At 38.6% G+C, this 14,338-nt stretch carries 23 protein-coding genes; 21 read left to right on the top strand and 2 right to left on the bottom strand.

What is annotated here, in order from left to right; genetic code table 11:
* Positions 1-4: 4 nt before the first annotated feature.
* The 16 genes from rplE to rplQ all read left to right on the top strand — a co-directional run bounded on the left by rplE (position 5) and on the right by rplQ (position 8,533).
* Entirely contained in the window at positions 5-550 is a 546-nt protein-coding gene (rplE, locus tag G6W43_RS05010; RefSeq protein ID WP_002941643.1) for a 50S ribosomal protein L5, read from the top strand.
* A gap of 1 nt (position 551) precedes the next feature.
* The gene (locus G6W43_RS05005; RefSeq protein ID WP_002941532.1) at positions 552-737 is read left to right on the top strand and encodes a type Z 30S ribosomal protein S14; all 186 of its coding nucleotides are present in this window, start codon (positions 552-554) and stop codon (positions 735-737) included.
* 9 nt (positions 738-746) lie between these two features.
* Entirely contained in the window at positions 747-1,142 is a 396-nt protein-coding gene (rpsH, locus tag G6W43_RS05000) for a 30S ribosomal protein S8 (RefSeq protein WP_009295261.1), read from the top strand.
* A 197-nt stretch (positions 1,143-1,339) separates the two neighbouring features.
* Complete coding sequence (gene rplF, locus G6W43_RS04995; protein ID WP_002941606.1) at positions 1,340-1,876, top strand: 50S ribosomal protein L6; 537 nt, start codon at positions 1,340-1,342, stop codon at positions 1,874-1,876.
* Positions 1,877-1,886: 10 nt separating this feature from the next.
* Entirely contained in the window at positions 1,887-2,243 is a 357-nt protein-coding gene (rplR, locus tag G6W43_RS04990) for a 50S ribosomal protein L18 (protein ID WP_002941658.1), read from the top strand.
* Positions 2,244-2,258: 15 nt separating this feature from the next.
* Positions 2,259-2,702 (top strand): 30S ribosomal protein S5, encoded by a 444-nt coding sequence (gene rpsE, locus G6W43_RS04985; RefSeq protein ID WP_002941646.1) that lies wholly within the window; start codon positions 2,259-2,261, stop codon positions 2,700-2,702.
* Positions 2,703-2,717: 15 nt separating this feature from the next.
* A complete protein-coding gene (rplO, locus tag G6W43_RS04980) occupies positions 2,718-3,119 on the top strand; it encodes a 50S ribosomal protein L15 (protein WP_103576381.1) in 402 nt (133 codons plus the stop codon).
* Positions 3,119-4,381, top strand: coding sequence for a preprotein translocase subunit SecY (gene secY, locus G6W43_RS04975; protein ID WP_009295263.1), 1,263 nt, complete (start codon positions 3,119-3,121; stop codon positions 4,379-4,381). Before rplO ends, secY begins: the two co-directional genes overlap by 1 nt.
* A gap of 1 nt (position 4,382) precedes the next feature.
* The gene (gene map, locus G6W43_RS04970) at positions 4,383-5,141 is read left to right on the top strand and encodes a type I methionyl aminopeptidase (RefSeq protein ID WP_103617600.1); all 759 of its coding nucleotides are present in this window, start codon (positions 4,383-4,385) and stop codon (positions 5,139-5,141) included.
* Between the two features lie 32 nt (positions 5,142-5,173).
* The gene (gene infA, locus G6W43_RS04965; protein ID WP_002848031.1) at positions 5,174-5,392 is read left to right on the top strand and encodes a translation initiation factor IF-1; all 219 of its coding nucleotides are present in this window, start codon (positions 5,174-5,176) and stop codon (positions 5,390-5,392) included.
* A 189-nt stretch (positions 5,393-5,581) separates the two neighbouring features.
* The gene (gene rpmJ, locus G6W43_RS04960; protein ID WP_002941545.1) at positions 5,582-5,695 is read left to right on the top strand and encodes a 50S ribosomal protein L36; all 114 of its coding nucleotides are present in this window, start codon (positions 5,582-5,584) and stop codon (positions 5,693-5,695) included.
* 3 nt (positions 5,696-5,698) lie between these two features.
* Positions 5,699-6,067: a 30S ribosomal protein S13 gene (rpsM, locus tag G6W43_RS04955; protein ID WP_012140556.1), complete on the top strand. Its 369-nt coding sequence runs from the start codon at positions 5,699-5,701 to the stop codon at positions 6,065-6,067.
* 22 nt (positions 6,068-6,089) lie between these two features.
* Complete coding sequence (gene rpsK / locus G6W43_RS04950; protein WP_002941551.1) at positions 6,090-6,482, top strand: 30S ribosomal protein S11; 393 nt, start codon at positions 6,090-6,092, stop codon at positions 6,480-6,482.
* A 25-nt stretch (positions 6,483-6,507) separates the two neighbouring features.
* Positions 6,508-7,134: a 30S ribosomal protein S4 gene (rpsD, locus tag G6W43_RS04945; RefSeq protein WP_002941501.1), complete on the top strand. Its 627-nt coding sequence runs from the start codon at positions 6,508-6,510 to the stop codon at positions 7,132-7,134.
* A 14-nt stretch (positions 7,135-7,148) separates the two neighbouring features.
* Positions 7,149-8,165, top strand: a complete 1,017-nt coding sequence (locus G6W43_RS04940; RefSeq protein WP_002941564.1) for a DNA-directed RNA polymerase subunit alpha — start codon at positions 7,149-7,151, stop codon at positions 8,163-8,165.
* An 11-nt stretch (positions 8,166-8,176) separates the two neighbouring features.
* Entirely contained in the window at positions 8,177-8,533 is a 357-nt protein-coding gene (gene rplQ, locus G6W43_RS04935) for a 50S ribosomal protein L17 (RefSeq protein WP_002941584.1), read from the top strand.
* A 1,006-nt stretch (positions 8,534-9,539) separates the two neighbouring features.
* Here the strand turns inward: rplQ and G6W43_RS04930 are convergent.
* Entirely contained in the window at positions 9,540-9,680 is a 141-nt protein-coding gene (locus G6W43_RS04930; protein WP_194169298.1) for a hypothetical protein, read from the bottom strand.
* Positions 9,681-9,703: 23 nt separating this feature from the next.
* On the opposite strand from G6W43_RS04930, the gene G6W43_RS04925 reads away from it, so the two are divergent.
* Positions 9,704-9,952, top strand: coding sequence for a hypothetical protein (locus G6W43_RS04925; RefSeq protein WP_103617601.1), 249 nt, complete (start codon positions 9,704-9,706; stop codon positions 9,950-9,952).
* Positions 9,953-9,965: 13 nt separating this feature from the next.
* On the opposite strand, the gene G6W43_RS04920 is transcribed toward G6W43_RS04925, so the two are convergent.
* Positions 9,966-10,892: a formylglycine-generating enzyme family protein gene (locus G6W43_RS04920; RefSeq protein ID WP_103617602.1), complete on the bottom strand. Its 927-nt coding sequence runs from the start codon at positions 10,890-10,892 to the stop codon at positions 9,966-9,968.
* Between the two features lie 397 nt (positions 10,893-11,289).
* On the opposite strand from G6W43_RS04920, the gene G6W43_RS04915 reads away from it, so the two are divergent.
* From G6W43_RS04915 to G6W43_RS04900, 4 genes are all read left to right on the top strand, one after another.
* Positions 11,290-11,901 (top strand): hypothetical protein, encoded by a 612-nt coding sequence (locus tag G6W43_RS04915; RefSeq protein ID WP_194169297.1) that lies wholly within the window; start codon positions 11,290-11,292, stop codon positions 11,899-11,901.
* A gap of 23 nt (positions 11,902-11,924) precedes the next feature.
* A complete protein-coding gene (locus G6W43_RS04910) occupies positions 11,925-12,647 on the top strand; it encodes an ABC transporter permease (RefSeq protein ID WP_242040039.1) in 723 nt (240 codons plus the stop codon).
* On the top strand, positions 12,644-13,336 hold the full coding sequence (locus G6W43_RS04905; RefSeq protein ID WP_194169295.1) for an ABC transporter ATP-binding protein: 693 nt from the start codon (positions 12,644-12,646) through the stop codon (positions 13,334-13,336). The genes G6W43_RS04910 and G6W43_RS04905 overlap by 4 nt, the downstream gene beginning before the upstream one ends.
* A 74-nt stretch (positions 13,337-13,410) precedes the next feature.
* The gene (locus tag G6W43_RS04900; protein WP_194169294.1) at positions 13,411-14,331 is read left to right on the top strand and encodes an ABC transporter substrate-binding protein; all 921 of its coding nucleotides are present in this window, start codon (positions 13,411-13,413) and stop codon (positions 14,329-14,331) included.
* The last annotated feature ends 7 nt before the right edge of the window (positions 14,332-14,338 follow it).

Raw genomic sequence — 14,338 nt, 5'->3', positions numbered from 1 at the left:
AGATATGAGTAGATTAAAAGATAAATTTAACGAAACTATCAAGCCAGCTCTCGTAAAAGAATTTGACATCAAAAATCCAATGCTTATCCCTGCGCTCGAGAAAATCGTGATCAGTGTAGGTGCTGGAGATTCTGCGAAAGATCAGAAAGTGCTTCAAAATATGGCTGATACCATTTCACTTATCGCTGGACAAAAAGCAGTTATCACTGATGCTAAAAAATCAGTTGCTGGCTTTAAAGTTCGCGAAGGTTTCCCTGTTGGTATCAAAGTAACTTTGAGAAAAGAGCAAATGTATGCTTTCTTAGATAAACTAATCAGCGTTGCTCTCCCAAGAGTTAAAGACTTCCGTGGTCTTCCAAAAAATGGCTTTGACGGACGTGGAAACTATAACTTCGGTCTTAGCGAGCAGCTAATGTTTCCAGAGGTTGAGTATGATAAAATTTTACGAACTCATGGTATGAATATTACGATTGCTACTACGGCTAAAAACGATAAAGAGGCATTCAAATTGCTAGAGCTATTTGGTGTGCCGTTTGCAAAAGGAAAGTAAAATGGCAAAGAAATCAATGATAGCAAAAGCTGCACGCAAGCCAAAATTTGCGGTTCGCGGCTATACTAGATGCCAAATTTGCGGTCGTCCGCACTCTGTTTATAAAGATTTTGGAATTTGCCGTGTTTGCCTAAGAAAAATGGCTAACGAAGGCCTAATACCTGGTCTTAAAAAAGCAAGTTGGTAAGGAAGAGAAATGTTGAACGATTTAATATCAGATGGATTAACACGCATTAGAAATGCAAGTATGAGAAGACTTGAGACTGCGAAATTGCTTCATTCTAAGGTTGTTGAGGCTACTCTTTCTATCCTTGCAGCAAAAGGCTATGTAGAGAGCTACAACGTTATCGAAGAAGGTAACAAGAAATTTATAAATGTAGTTTTAAAGTATGATGAGTACGGCAGAAGCGTTATAAACGAGCTTAAAAGGGTTTCAAAACCTGGTCGCCGTGTTTATCAAGGCAAAGACGACATTAAGCGTTTTAAAAATGGTTACGGAACAGTTATCGTTAGCACAAGTAAAGGCGTTATGAGCGGTATTGAAGCAAGTAAAGCTGGCGTTGGCGGCGAGGTTCTTTGCACAGTTTGGTAATAAACTGCGTTAAAAACGCTATTTTGACCTTATAGCTTAAGGTTAAAATTTCTTTTTAGCTAGGTGAAATTTTATATTTTGCCAAAGCTAAATTTAGAAATTCAAATGAAGGTTTCGTCAAATTTGACGATCAAATTTACGGCATTGTGGTGTTTATTCGTAAATGTAGGAACACCCTAGACAAGTAAAGGAAAAAAATGTCACGTATTGGAAAACAGCCTATCGCTATCCCAAGTGGTGTAGACGTTAGCGTTGAAAATAATGTCCTAAAATTTAAAAAGGGCAATCACTTAAAAGAGCTTGACACAAAAGGTCACGTTGATGTCAAGATAGAAAATGGCCATATAGTTTTTGCTCCAAAGGGCGAAGATCGCCAAAGCAGAGCTTACTGGGGAACATATAGAGCACTTGCTAACAACATCGTAACTGGTATCACTCATGGCTTTACTCGCCAGCTTGAGATCAACGGCGTTGGTTACAAAGCAGCTGCAAAAGGTAAAATTTTAGAGCTTTCTCTTGGCTTTTCACACCTTATCAACTATGAGCTACCAGCAGGCGTTGAAGCTAGCGTTGATAAAAACGTTATTACTATCAAAGGTGACGACAAACAAGTAGTAGGTCAAGTGGCTGCTCAAGTTAGAGGATTTAGACCACCTGAGCCATATAAAGGCAAGGGCGTTAAATATCTAGAAGAACGTATCATCCGCAAAGCGGGCAAGACATCTAAGAAGTAAGGAGCGGTAAATGACAGCAAAAGTACTAAAAAGAAAAATCGCTCTTAGAATTAAGAGAAAAAGAAGAATCAGAGGTAAAATTTCTGGTGTTGCAACTTGCCCAAGAGTTTCTATTTTCAAATCAAACAGAACTCTTTATGTTCAAGCGATTGATGACGTTACAGCTACTACACTAGCTGCAGTTGATGGTAGAAAAATAGGCATAAAAGCAAATAAAGAAGGTGCGGTCACTTTAGCTAAAGAATTTGCTAAGGCTTTGAAAGCTAAGAAGATAGATGTTGCAATTTTTGATAGAAATGGTTATTTGTATCATGGCGTTATCGCAGCATTTGCTGAAGCTTTAAGAGAAAATGGCATCAAGCTATAACCCAAAGGAAAATCGATGGAAAAATATAATAGAGAAGAATTTGAAGAAGTAATCGTCGATATCGGTCGGGTTACAAAGGTTGTTAAAGGTGGTCGTAGATTTAGATTTACAGCTTTAGTTGTTGTTGGTAATAGAAATGGCCTAGTTGGCTTTGGATATGGCAAAGCTAAAGAGGTGCCAGATGCGATGAGAAAAGCGATTGACGACGCATTTAAAAATATTATCCACGTTAAGATCAAGGGCACAACTATCCCTCACGATGTAGAGGTAAAATACAACGCAAGTAGAATGCTACTTCGCCCAGCTAGCGAAGGTACTGGTGTTATTGCTGGTGGTAGTGCACGTCCTATTATCGAGCTTGCAGGTATTAAGGATATCCTTACTAAATCACTTGGCTCAAACAACTCAGCAAACGTCGTTCGTGCTACTATAAAAGCACTTAGTTTGCTAAAAAGCTAAGAGAAAGGAGTTAAGATGGCATTAGAAAAATTAACACCTGCTGCAGGTTCAACTCATGCAACTAAAAGAATAGGTCGTGGTCAAGGCAGTGGCAATGGCAAAACTGCTGGCAAAGGTAATAAAGGTCAAAGAGCAAGAAAAGGCTACAATGAAAAAAGAGGTTTTGAGGGCGGACAACAACCACTTCAAAGACGTCTTCCAAAGGTAGGCTTTGCTTCTAAATTTGAAAAACCTTATGTTATCAATGTTGAAAAGATCGCAGCTATAAAAGAGCTTGCGGAAATTTCAATCGCAACAATAGCTAGCGTTCATAAAATTTCAAAGAGCGTTACTAAGATAAAACTAATCGGTGCAAGCGCAAAAGCTCTTGCTTCTAAGGTCAAAGACGAGAACGTTAGCGTTAGCGGAACAAAATAATGGATAAAACACTGACCAACAAGATTTTAATCACGTTGGCATTTTTGTTCGCATACAGGATACTGGCTTATGTGCCAGTTCCTGGTGTTAATGTCGACGTAATTAAAGAATTTTTTAATTCAAACAATAGCAACGCCTTGGGTCTATTTAATATGTTTAGTGGTAAAGCCGCTGAGCGTTTAAGCATCATATCTCTAGGCATCATGCCTTACATCACAGCTTCGATCATCATGGAGCTTCTAGCAGCGACATTTCCAAAGTTAGGTCAGATGAAAAAAGAGCGCGACGGTATGCAAAAATATATGCAAATCATACGTTATGCAACTATCGTTATCACTCTTGTACAATCAATCGGCGTCTCTATCGGACTTCAAAGCTTAAGCGGTCGTGGTGGCGAGCAAGCTATCATGATAGATATGAATTTATTTATTGCGATCTCTGCTGTATCTATGCTAACTGGCACCATGCTACTTATGTGGATAGGTGAGCAGATCACGCAGCGCGGTATAGGCAATGGTATAAGTCTTATCATCTTTGCGGGCATCGTCTCTGGCATACCTAGTGCGATCGGCGGAACTGTAAATTTGGTAAATACTTCTGAGATGAATTTCCTAACAGTCATCGCTATTTTGGTAATTATTTTAGCGACCATTGGTGCTATTATCTTTGTCGAGATGGGCGAAAGACGTATCCCTATTTCTTACTCAAGAAAAGTGATAATGGAAAATCAAAACAAGCGTATAATGAACTATATACCGATCAAAGTAAATTTAAGTGGCGTTATCCCACCGATATTTGCTAGCGCGATTTTGATGTTTCCAAGTACTATTTTACAAGCTAGTACAAATCCAGTAATTCAGGCTATCAACGACTTTTTAAGTCCAAATGGCTATATGTTTAACGTTTTGACATTTTTATTTATCATCTTCTTTGCGTTTTTCTACGCATCTATCGTGTTTAACACAAAAGATATAAGTGAAAATTTGAAAAAACAAGGCGGATTTATCCCAGGTGTTAGACCAGGTGAGAGTACAGCTAGCTATCTAAATGAAGTAGCTGGCAGGCTAACTTTAGGTGGTGCTTTGTACTTGGGTATCATTTCAACACTACCTTGGGTACTTGTAAAGACTATGGGCGTACCATTTTATTTTGGTGGTACATCAGTTCTTATCGTGGTTTCAGTAGCACTTGATACTATGAGACGTATAGAAGCTCAGTCTTATACAAACAAATACCAAACTCTAAGTGCAGTAGGTCTATAAAATGTCTATCACGCTAAAAAGACCAGCTGAGATAGAGAAAATGAGAGCGGCGAACAAGATCGTCGCTCGAACACTTGATCATGTTTCTACGATCATAAAACCTGGAATTTCCCTTCTTGAGATAGATAAAATTTGCGAAGATATGATAAGAGCCGCTGGAGCAAAACCTGCCTTTAAAGGGCTTTATGGCTTTCCAAATGCAGCTTGCATAAGCGTCAATGAAGTGGTAATACACGGAATTCCAAACGAATACAAACTAAAAGAGGGCGATATCGTTAGTGTTGATATTGGCTCAAATTTAGATGGTTATTTTGGCGATTCGGCTAGGACATTTGGAGTTGGTAAAATTTCAAAAGAAGACGAAGCTTTGATCGCTTGCTCAAAAGACGCGCTTTATTTTGCGATTGATTTTATAAGAGCTGGTATGCATTTTAAAGAGATTAGCTACGAGCTTGAGAAATTTATTCTTGGTAGAGGATATGTACCTTTGCGCGGATATTGCGGTCATGGCATAGGCAAAAGGCCACATGAAGAGCCAGAAATTCCAAACTATCTTGAAGGAAACAACCCAAAAGCTGGACCAAAGATAAAAGAGGGAATGGTTTTTTGTATAGAGCCGATGATCTGCCAAAAAGATGGCACGCCAGTTTTAGGAAGCGATAACTGGAAAGTAACCTCAAAAGATGGTTTGAGAACTAGCCATTATGAGCATTGCATGGCGATAGTTAATGGCAAAGCCGAAATTTTAAGCCAAGCGTAAAATTTATAGCAAATTTAAAGAAAGGAGAGTTTGTGGCAAAAGACGATGTCATTGAGATTGATGGAAATGTTGTTGAAGCACTGCCAAATGCAACTTTTAAAGTTGAGCTTGACAACAAACATATAATTTTATGTCATATCGCCGGAAAGATGAGAATGCATTATATAAAGATAATGCCTGGCGACCGCGTAAAAGTAGAACTTACGCCATATAGCCTAGACAAGGGCAGGATCACTTATAGATATAAGTAAATTTGATTTTGTGGCAAATATGCTAAGTAAATTTAAAGCTGGTTTTGGGTAAAATCCAAGCTTTGCGAAAAGCTGTATGAAGAATTATTTTCAAAGTTCCCCACTTATTTTGAAAATAGTTGGTTTAAATTATTTCTTTAGACCTGATGCAGCCCCTAAAAAAGTGGAATAAATTTTTAGGAGACTAAAATGAAAGTTCGTCCTTCTGTAAAGAAGATGTGTGACAAATGTAAAATTGTCAAACGTAGTGGCATAATTCGTGTTATCTGCGAAAATCCAAAACATAAACAAAGACAAGGATAAGGCATGGCACGTATTGCAGGTGTAGATTTACCAAACAAAAAGAGAATCGAGTATGGTTTGACTTATATCTATGGTATAGGTCTTTATAAATCTCGTCAAATCCTTGACGCAGCTGGAATTTCTTACGACAAGAGAGTTTATGAGCTTAGCGAAGACGAAGCGGCAGCTATCCGTAAAGAAATTCAAGAGCACCACGTCGTTGAGGGTGATTTAAGAAAACAAGTTGCTATGGATATCAAAGCTCTTATGGATCTTGGAAGTTATAGAGGTCTTCGCCATAGAAAGGGTCTTCCTGTTCGTGGTCAAAAGACTAAAACTAATGCTAGAACCAGAAAAGGCAGACGTAAAACTGTCGGTGCGGCTACTAAGTAAGGCAAGGGTTAAAGGATAATAAATGGCGAAAAGAAAAATTGTTAAGAAAAAAGTAGTTAGAAAAAGCATAGCCAAAGGTATCGTTTATATCAGTGCAACATTTAACAACACTATGGTAACTGTAACTGATGAAATGGGAAATGCTATTGCATGGAGTAGTGCAGGTGGCTTAGGCTTTAAGGGTAGTAAAAAATCAACTCCTTATGCAGCTCAACAAGCTGTAGAAGATGCTTTAAATAAAGCAAAAGAACACGGCATTAAAGAAGTTGGCATCAAGGTTCAAGGTCCAGGTAGCGGACGTGAAACGGCTGTTAAGAGTGTAGGTGGTGTTGAAGGCATAAAAGTAACTTTCTTCAAAGACATCACACCTTTACCACACAATGGTTGCAGACCGCCAAAACGCCGCCGCGTATAATTAGATAAAATTAGGAGAAATTATTATGGCTAGATATACAGGACCTGTTGAAAAATTAGAAAGACGTCTTGGTGTGTCTCTTGCGTTAAAAGGCGAAAGAAGACTTGCTGGTAAAAGCGCTTTAGAAAAAAGACCTTATGCACCAGGACAACACGGACAAAGAAGAGCAAAAATAAGTGAATATGGCTTACAACTTCGCGAGAAGCAAAAAGCTAAATTTATGTATGGTGTTTCAGAGAAACAATTTAGAAGATTGTTCCAAGAAGCAGCACGCCGCGAGGGCAACACTGGTGCTCTTTTGGTTCAACTACTAGAGCAGAGATTAGACAATGTTGTTTACAGAATGGGCTTTGCAACGACTCGTCGTTTTGCTCGCCAGCTTGTAACTCACGGACATATTTTAGTAAATGGCAAGAGAGTAGATATCCCATCTTACAGAGTAGAGCCAGGCTCTAAAGTAGAAGTTGCTGAGAAATCTAAAAACAATCCACAAATCGTTCGCGCGATCGATCTTACAGCTCAAACTGGCATCGTTGCTTGGGTAGATGTGGAAAAAGAGAAAAAATTTGGAATTTTCACTAGAAATCCAGAAAGAGAAGAGGTTATCATTCCTGTTGAGGAAAGATTTATAGTAGAGCTTTACTCAAAATAATAGAGGGTATAAAGATGAGAAAGATTACTACATCAGCTTATATGCCAACTGAAATAGAAGTTAAAAGTGTTAGCGAAAATGTCGCTAACATTACAGCATATCCTTTTGAAGCAGGTTATGCTGTTACTTTGGCTCACCCACTACGCCGTCTTCTTTACACAAGTACGGTAGGCTTTGCTCCTATAGGTGTCAAGATAAAAGGCGTTAGTCACGAATTTGATAGTATGCGCGGCATGCTTGAAGACGTGGCATTTTTTATTATAAATTTGAAAAAGATCAGATTTAAATTAAAAAGCGGCAGTGAACGTGAAGTTATAGAGTATAGCTTTAAAGGACCAAAAGAGATAACTGGAGCTGACCTAAATAACGACCTAGTTGAGATCGTTAATCCAGACGCATATCTTGCAACCATCAACGAAGATGCTGAGTTAAATTTCTCAGTTATCATCCAAAAAGGTATCGGATATGTTCCTAGTGAAGAGATCAGAGAAGAGATCGAAGACGAGTATATCGCACTAGACGCTTTCTTTACACCTGTTAAAAAAGCAGTTTATGAGATACAAAATGTCTTGGTTGAAGATGACCCAGACTACGAGAAGATCGTATTTACGATAACAACAGATGGTCAAGTTGGTCCAGTAGAAGCTTTTAAAAATTGTTTAGAAGCTATGTATCAACAAATGTCAGTATTTAAAGGAATTTTAGATATTGATGTCAGCGCCCCAGTTGCTAGTTCAAGTGCAAGCGGCGAGTTCTCAAAGCTACTTTCTAGTGTAGAAGATCTAAATTTAAGCGCTAGAAGTTTTAACTGCCTTGATAAAGCCGATATTAGATTTATCGGTGAGCTTGCGTTGATGGACGAAAATGAGCTTAAAGAGCTTAAAAATTTAGGTAAAAAATCTCTTGAAGAGATAAAAGCGGTTATGGAAGAGATAGGCTATCCAGTTGGTGTCGATGTGTTAAAAGATAGCAAAGAGCAACTCAGAAAGAAAATAACCGAGCTAAAATCACAAATGAGTGCAAAAGAATAAAAGGACAATAGATGAGACATAAACACGGATATCGCAAACTTGGTAGAACGTCATCTCATAGATCTGCATTGCTTAAGAATTTAGCGATAGCTATCATCAAAAGCGAAAAGATAGAGACAACTTTACCAAAAGCAAAAGAGCTTAGAAGCTATGTTGAAAAGCTTATCACAAGAGCTAGAAAGGGCGACTCTAACGCTCACAGAGCAGTATTTGCTTCATTGCAAGACAAAGAGACTACAAATAAGCTAGTTACTGAAGTGGCTCCAAAATTTAAAGAGCGCAACGGTGGCTATACAAGAATCATCAAAACTCGCGTTCGCAGGGGCGACGCAGCTGAGATGGCTTATATAGAGCTAGTAGCTGAATAATCCCCAGAGAGCCTATCTGGCTCTCTTTTATTTCTAAAATTATCTTTTTACGTTTTTTTAAAAAAATTTTGTTTTAAATTTATCCATCTTGGACTGTGGCAAATTTACAAGTCGGAGCATTATAAATTTTTATTTCGTGGCTTTTAGATGAGCTGCTGCGATAGGTTAAAATAGTTGATGTAAGTAAATTTATAGCGGTTTTAAAGCACAAAAACGCAAGCAAACACTCTTAATTTATGCCAAAAACTTCCAAAATGAGGTTTTAAATTTCTAGCTCAACTTATCTATTAAATTTCAAAGCTAACACCATAAATTTCTAAATTTAGAGCTAGTTGGTTTTTAAATTTTGCTTCGTTGATTTTTCGTGATATTTGCTTTAGAAAGTATTTGTATTTTGAGCGGTTGTGGGTCAAATTTAAAAGCTAGTTTGCGAAGTTTATTTATGATGCAAAAGCAGAGCAAATCATCCAGGCAAACTATCTCAAATTTAATTTATTCAAAAAACAAATTTAAAATTTATGCTCCAAAAAGTTTCAAAATTCTAAATTTTGATAGACTACAAAAAGGGCTTGGCCAATGTAACTAGGGTGGCGGATAAGATGACATAAATTTGATCCGAAATAGCCTATGATGTGACAAATATACGGAGTTGTATATGATAAAACCAAACCAAAATATATGAACCAGATATAATAAAAAACCGATAGACGCAAATTTTTACAAAGCAAATTTTAAATTATCCAAATTTATCCAGACCCAAGCTAACCTAAATTTACAAGTCAAACTCTACAAATTTCTAAATTTTACACTAAAAGGGACGATCTTGGTTTTAACTATCTCAAAGGATATGAGATGATAGGTGACGTAAACGGAGCAATATAAATTTATATAGCAGCTTTCAAAATATTAAGGAGCAAAGCGCTAGCTGTAGTAAGCCCAGTGCAGACGAAAATTCCTTAAATTTCTCATCTTAGAATTTAGTCAAAAACGCCAACCAAAGCAGCGATCAGATAAATTTAAACCAGATAAATGAGAGTAAATTTAGCAAAGATGATGAGCCGCTAAAATTTGCTAAAGACAACTCGCTCACAGGCATGGCTGCTAATGGCAAGATAAGCATCTGGGGCAAGCTCATGGGATACGACAAGCAAATGAGCCAAGACGAGATAGATGAAGCTTAAAAGCTTTGTTAGCCAGACCGAGACGCTTGGCTTTGGAAGACTTTACGAATCGATCATCAGATACTATCCAACAAACGTCGATCTCTTCGCGAAAGAGTACACGTCAAAAGATGATAGCGGCACCTTGCTCGGACTTGGACACAAGAGCCATGTGGAGGGCTTCGAGATACTTGATAAGGACATGAGTGTAGAAGAATTTAAAGATAGGTGGCTGGACTATGCGCTGAGGCAAAAATAAAGTAGGCAAATGCCTACTTCTCCCATACCAAACGAAATCCTAAATCATCATAAGATTTATGAATGTTTCTAATTTCGTCTCTATTTTCTGTTCTACACTCAGTTTTTGCAGATTTAAAAGAGCCGCCCTTTACGATAATGTCATCTGCATCTTTAAAAGTCGAAGTCATCTCCCAAACATTTCCCCACATATCGATAGCTCCAACAGCCGACAACGTCTTTTTATTGGCGTAAATAGATAGAGGTTTGTCTGATTGTTTTGCTGTATTCATCTGGGCATCTTTTGGCATGTGACCAGCCGCCAACTCCCACTCCTCCTCTGTTGGCAATCTTAAAGTTATCCTTTTTTTATTAGATAACCATTTAGCATAAGCCATGGCATCATCGTAACTGATATTGTTAGCTGGGGTATCACTGCCACCTTTATTTAAACATTTTCTATCTGTTTCTCTACAAAATAGACTATATTCTTCGTTGGTAACTGGAGCATAAGAGATATAAAGATTTTCTTTTGCACCTATAATAGGTAAAAATCCATTAACAGGTGTTCTTGCATTTGGCAGCAATCTTGGATCACCAAATCTAGCCATAGTAGTATCAATCCTATGCTCTCTTTCAGCAAGCATATCATCAACTATTTTTTGCATCTCATTCACCAAAGATTTGTCTTTAGCTGTCTCTTTTAGCTCTTCTAATTTTGCTCTCTTTTTAGCAATTACCGCATCATAATTAGCCCCGACCTTGGCTCTTAATCTATTATAATTCTCTTTTGATGGAGTTTCTCTATATATCTTAATGAGCTCTTGAGTCTCTTTGTCTAAGGCTGGTCTCTCTTTTTCTATAAAGCTGCTACGACTATACATATTTGAGCCATTGTCGCCTGCAAAAAGTGAAGCTGACAAAGATAAAGCCAAAGCTAGAATTAAAATTTTTTTATTCATATAAAATCCTTTTAGATATTTTGTGGCTCAATCCTAGTGCGAAATTTACAATAAAAATACAATGTTAGTTAATCACACTCAAACTACAATGTGCACAATACCGATAAGCTTGACGGCAACAAAGTCTATGTCTAGGTGATCGGCCGAAGCGGAGAAGCTAGCGACCTTTGATATCGATAAAGATGAGAAATTTGCCTACCTTAAAGAGCTGATGCGCCTTGAAAAAAAGCGGCATAGATATACTAAAATTGATGGAGAAAAGCCAGAAAAAGCGAAATTTAGACGTAAAAGTCTAGCTGTTTTATAAATTTAACTCCCAAAGCCATCTTTTTACTTTCAAGTGATACAATTTTGATTTTAATTATTACATTTTGCTTTAAATTTGACGGGAGCTCTTATGAAAAAAGTGGTTTGGTTAAATCCTGTTGTAAAAAACATCTACGACTTTGCAGCACTTAAAGAAATTTTGCAAGATAAAGGCTTTAGCGTAGTAGAGTGCGAAAAAGACCACGTTAAAAGCGTAAAAAACGCATACAAAAACGCTCTTGCGCAAAAGGAGCTTATTTACGATAGCCGCTGTCCGAGGGCTGTAAATTTCATTAGGGCAAATTTCAAAGAGCAGTCCGCATTCATCTCAAATTTAAACCCCATTTTAATAGAAAGCGCGCTTGAGCTTAGCGCAAAGCTAAAAGAGGACGAGTGGCTTTACGTGACGACGCCTTGTGAGGACTTAGCAGAGCTTGGTAGAGGGCTAAATTTGGAGCGAACCACATTTTTGACGTGGAGAAGTTTTAGGGAGCAAAACGCTATAAATTTAAAGAAGCGCAACATCGAGCAAAGTCCGGTACCACCGGGGTTTTTCGCAAATTTGGGCGTAAAAACACTAAGTCTTAGTAGTAAGGAGAAGATAGAAAACGCCCTTTCATATAAATTTAGCGAGCTTAAAAACTACCAGATCATCGAGCTTTTATACTGCGAAAACGGCTGTCACAACGGAGATGGGCTGTGAGGGAGATTTTTAAAAAGAGTGTTTTGATCCTAGCAATCTTTGCCATCTGGCAGGTCGTTTGCGAGCTAGAAATTTTCACACCGTATATCTTGCCAAGTCCGCTAGCTACGATAAAAACGATGTATGGCATGAGCCTAAGTGGCGAGCTTGCTGCGCATACCATTATCAGCTTTAAGCGTATATTTACAGGATATGCTCTCTCGTTTGCCCTAGCGCTCGTGCTTGGCGGTATAGCGGCACTTTTGCCAAAGATCAGTGTTTATTACGAGTGGATACTGGAGTTTTTTAGAAATATCCCGCCGCTTAGTTTGATCGCCATTTTGGTGCTTTGGTTTGGTATAAACGAGACGCCAAAAATTATCATTATCATCCTAGCTTCGTTTTTCCCGATGTTTTTAAGTATCCAAAAGGGGCTAACGAGCTGCGACGTGAAGCTCATCGAAGTCGGTAAAATTTTTGGTTTTAACAAATTTGAAATTTTTTACAAGATCATCTTAAAAAGCGCCCTAAAAGATATCTTTGTTGGCATGCGAATAGGCTTTGGCTACGCCATGCGAGCGATCATCGGAGCTGAAATGATAGCGGCCTCAAGCGGGCTGGGCTACCTAATCCTTGACGCCGAGGAGCTCTCACGCGCAGATAGGATATTTGTGGGCATTTTTACGATCGGCATTTGCGGCGTGCTTATAGATAGGCTCTTTTTGCTTTTGATAGCGAAATTTAGCCTTTTGCGAGGTGAGAAATGATAGAAATTTCAAATTTATCCAAGCATTTTTTTATAGGCGAAAAGCGGATCGACGTTTTAAGAGAGCTAAGCTTAAACATAAAAAAAGATAAGATCACCGTCATACTTGGCAGAAGCGGATGCGGTAAAACTACGCTTTTACGCCTTATCGCTGGCCTTGAGAGCGTGAGTCAGGGCGAGATAAAATTTAAAGAGCAAGCAAAGATCGGCTTTGTCTTTCAAGAGCCCCGTCTCATGCCATTTCTAAACGTCTATGAAAACATCGTTTTTGCGCTTAAAAAGCAGGATATCGAGGCTGAAAAGATAGGTAGCTTGATATCTATGATAGGGCTTAGCGACTTTAAATTTGCCGCAGTTTCGCAGCTCTCTGGCGGTATGAGCTCGCGCGTTTCGCTTGCAAGAGTGCTTGCGTACGAGGCAAATTTGATCCTCATGGACGAGCCATTTGCCGCACTTGACGCATTTACTAGAGCTAGCATGCAGGCAGAAATCCTAAAAATACAAGCTGATAAAACCATCCTTTTTGTCACTCACAACATCGATGAGGCGCTATTTTTGGCTGATGAGATCATCTTGCTTGAAAAGGGCGGGATAAAGTCAAACTACGAGCTATCAAATTTAGCAAGGCCAAGAGATCTACTAAGCGATGAGCTAATAGCGATAAAACGCAAAATTTTGAGTGAAATTTAGACAAATAAAATGATAATTAAAACCAAAATGAAGCAAAAAATTATATAATCTTGAAAATTTTAAAAGGAGTAAGTATGAGAAAGTTTTTTAAGGTTTTGTGTGCGGCCTCTTTGCTTTGTCTAGTCGCAAATGCAAGCGAAGGGCTAGATAAGATCGGCATGACCTACGTCAAATCGCCGCTAAACGTCCCATCGATCGTCGATAAATTTAAAGGCTTTTACGCGAAGTCTTTTGGCATGCCTGTTGAGTACTCTGAGATCACCTCGGGTGCGAAGCAGACGCAAGCGCTCGCTTCAAATTCGCTCCAGTTTTTAAACTGCGTGGGCGGCACTTCGGTCATACTTGCAGCTGCAAATAAGGCTGACATAAAGATCATAAGCGCCTATTCAAGGGCACCAGAGGCCTTTGTCATATTTTCTAAGGACCAAAACATCAAGTCGCCAAAAGATCTAAAAGGCAAAAAAGTAGCAGGCCCAAAAGGCACTATCCTAAACGAGCTTTTGGTGAGATACCTAGCACTTGGCGGGCTTAGTATAAACGACGTAGAGTTCATCTCTATGGGTATCCCAGCTGCGCAAGCCGCAGTTGAAAATGGCAGCGTCGATGCAGCGCTTCTTGCAGGACCAGCAGCCTATAACGCTCAAAAATCAGGCCTAAATGTAGTGACAACTGGCAAAGGAGTCATCACACCAGTTATCGTCACGGCAACAAGCGGAGAGTTTTATAAAAAGCACAAAGACGTAGTTGAGAAATTTAAAAAGGCTCAGGATGAAATTTTAGCCTACATCAAGGCAAATGAGGATGAGGCGCTTAAATTTACAGCCGAAGAGACTGGGCTTAGCATAGAGGCGGTAAAGAGCATGTATCCTCAGTACGACTTTAGCTCAAAGATCACGGCTGATGATATAAAAGCTCTTGAAGCTACGCAAGAATTTATGCTTGAAAGTAAGATGATAGAGCATAAAATAGATATAAAATCACTTCTACTAAACTAAACTTAAA

The organism is Campylobacter concisus (genome assembly GCF_015229965.1).
Lineage (GTDB): Bacteria > Campylobacterota > Campylobacteria > Campylobacterales > Campylobacteraceae > Campylobacter_A > Campylobacter_A concisus_BD.
The sequence above is the reverse complement of the archived record's forward strand: the minus strand, read 5'-3'. Positions and strand labels throughout refer to the sequence as shown.

Excerpts from the sequence above, each read along its gene's own strand:
- rplE (WP_002941643.1), top strand. The coding sequence starts at position 5 with ATGAGTAGATTAAAAGATAAATTTAACGAAACTATCAAGCCAGCTCTC.
- G6W43_RS05005 (WP_002941532.1), top strand. The coding sequence starts at position 552 with ATGGCAAAGAAATCAATGATAGCAAAAGCTGCACGCAAGCCAAAATTT.
- rpsH (WP_009295261.1), top strand. The coding sequence starts at position 747 with ATGTTGAACGATTTAATATCAGATGGATTAACACGCATTAGAAATGCA.
- rplF (WP_002941606.1), top strand. The coding sequence starts at position 1,340 with ATGTCACGTATTGGAAAACAGCCTATCGCTATCCCAAGTGGTGTAGAC.
- rplR (WP_002941658.1), top strand. The coding sequence starts at position 1,887 with ATGACAGCAAAAGTACTAAAAAGAAAAATCGCTCTTAGAATTAAGAGA.
- rpsE (WP_002941646.1), top strand. The coding sequence starts at position 2,259 with ATGGAAAAATATAATAGAGAAGAATTTGAAGAAGTAATCGTCGATATC.
- rplO (WP_103576381.1), top strand. The coding sequence starts at position 2,718 with ATGGCATTAGAAAAATTAACACCTGCTGCAGGTTCAACTCATGCAACT.
- secY (WP_009295263.1), top strand. The coding sequence starts at position 3,119 with ATGGATAAAACACTGACCAACAAGATTTTAATCACGTTGGCATTTTTG.
- map (WP_103617600.1), top strand. The coding sequence starts at position 4,383 with ATGTCTATCACGCTAAAAAGACCAGCTGAGATAGAGAAAATGAGAGCG.
- rpmJ (WP_002941545.1), top strand. The coding sequence starts at position 5,582 with ATGAAAGTTCGTCCTTCTGTAAAGAAGATGTGTGACAAATGTAAAATT.
- rpsM (WP_012140556.1), top strand. The coding sequence starts at position 5,699 with ATGGCACGTATTGCAGGTGTAGATTTACCAAACAAAAAGAGAATCGAG.
- rpsK (WP_002941551.1), top strand. The coding sequence starts at position 6,090 with ATGGCGAAAAGAAAAATTGTTAAGAAAAAAGTAGTTAGAAAAAGCATA.
- rpsD (WP_002941501.1), top strand. The coding sequence starts at position 6,508 with ATGGCTAGATATACAGGACCTGTTGAAAAATTAGAAAGACGTCTTGGT.
- G6W43_RS04940 (WP_002941564.1), top strand. The coding sequence starts at position 7,149 with ATGAGAAAGATTACTACATCAGCTTATATGCCAACTGAAATAGAAGTT.
- rplQ (WP_002941584.1), top strand. The coding sequence starts at position 8,177 with ATGAGACATAAACACGGATATCGCAAACTTGGTAGAACGTCATCTCAT.
- G6W43_RS04925 (WP_103617601.1), top strand. The coding sequence starts at position 9,704 with ATGAAGCTTAAAAGCTTTGTTAGCCAGACCGAGACGCTTGGCTTTGGA.
- G6W43_RS04920 (WP_103617602.1), bottom strand. The coding sequence starts at position 10,892 with ATGAATAAAAAAATTTTAATTCTAGCTTTGGCTTTATCTTTGTCAGCT.
- G6W43_RS04915 (WP_194169297.1), top strand. The coding sequence starts at position 11,290 with ATGAAAAAAGTGGTTTGGTTAAATCCTGTTGTAAAAAACATCTACGAC.
- G6W43_RS04905 (WP_194169295.1), top strand. The coding sequence starts at position 12,644 with ATGATAGAAATTTCAAATTTATCCAAGCATTTTTTTATAGGCGAAAAG.
- G6W43_RS04900 (WP_194169294.1), top strand. The coding sequence starts at position 13,411 with ATGAGAAAGTTTTTTAAGGTTTTGTGTGCGGCCTCTTTGCTTTGTCTA.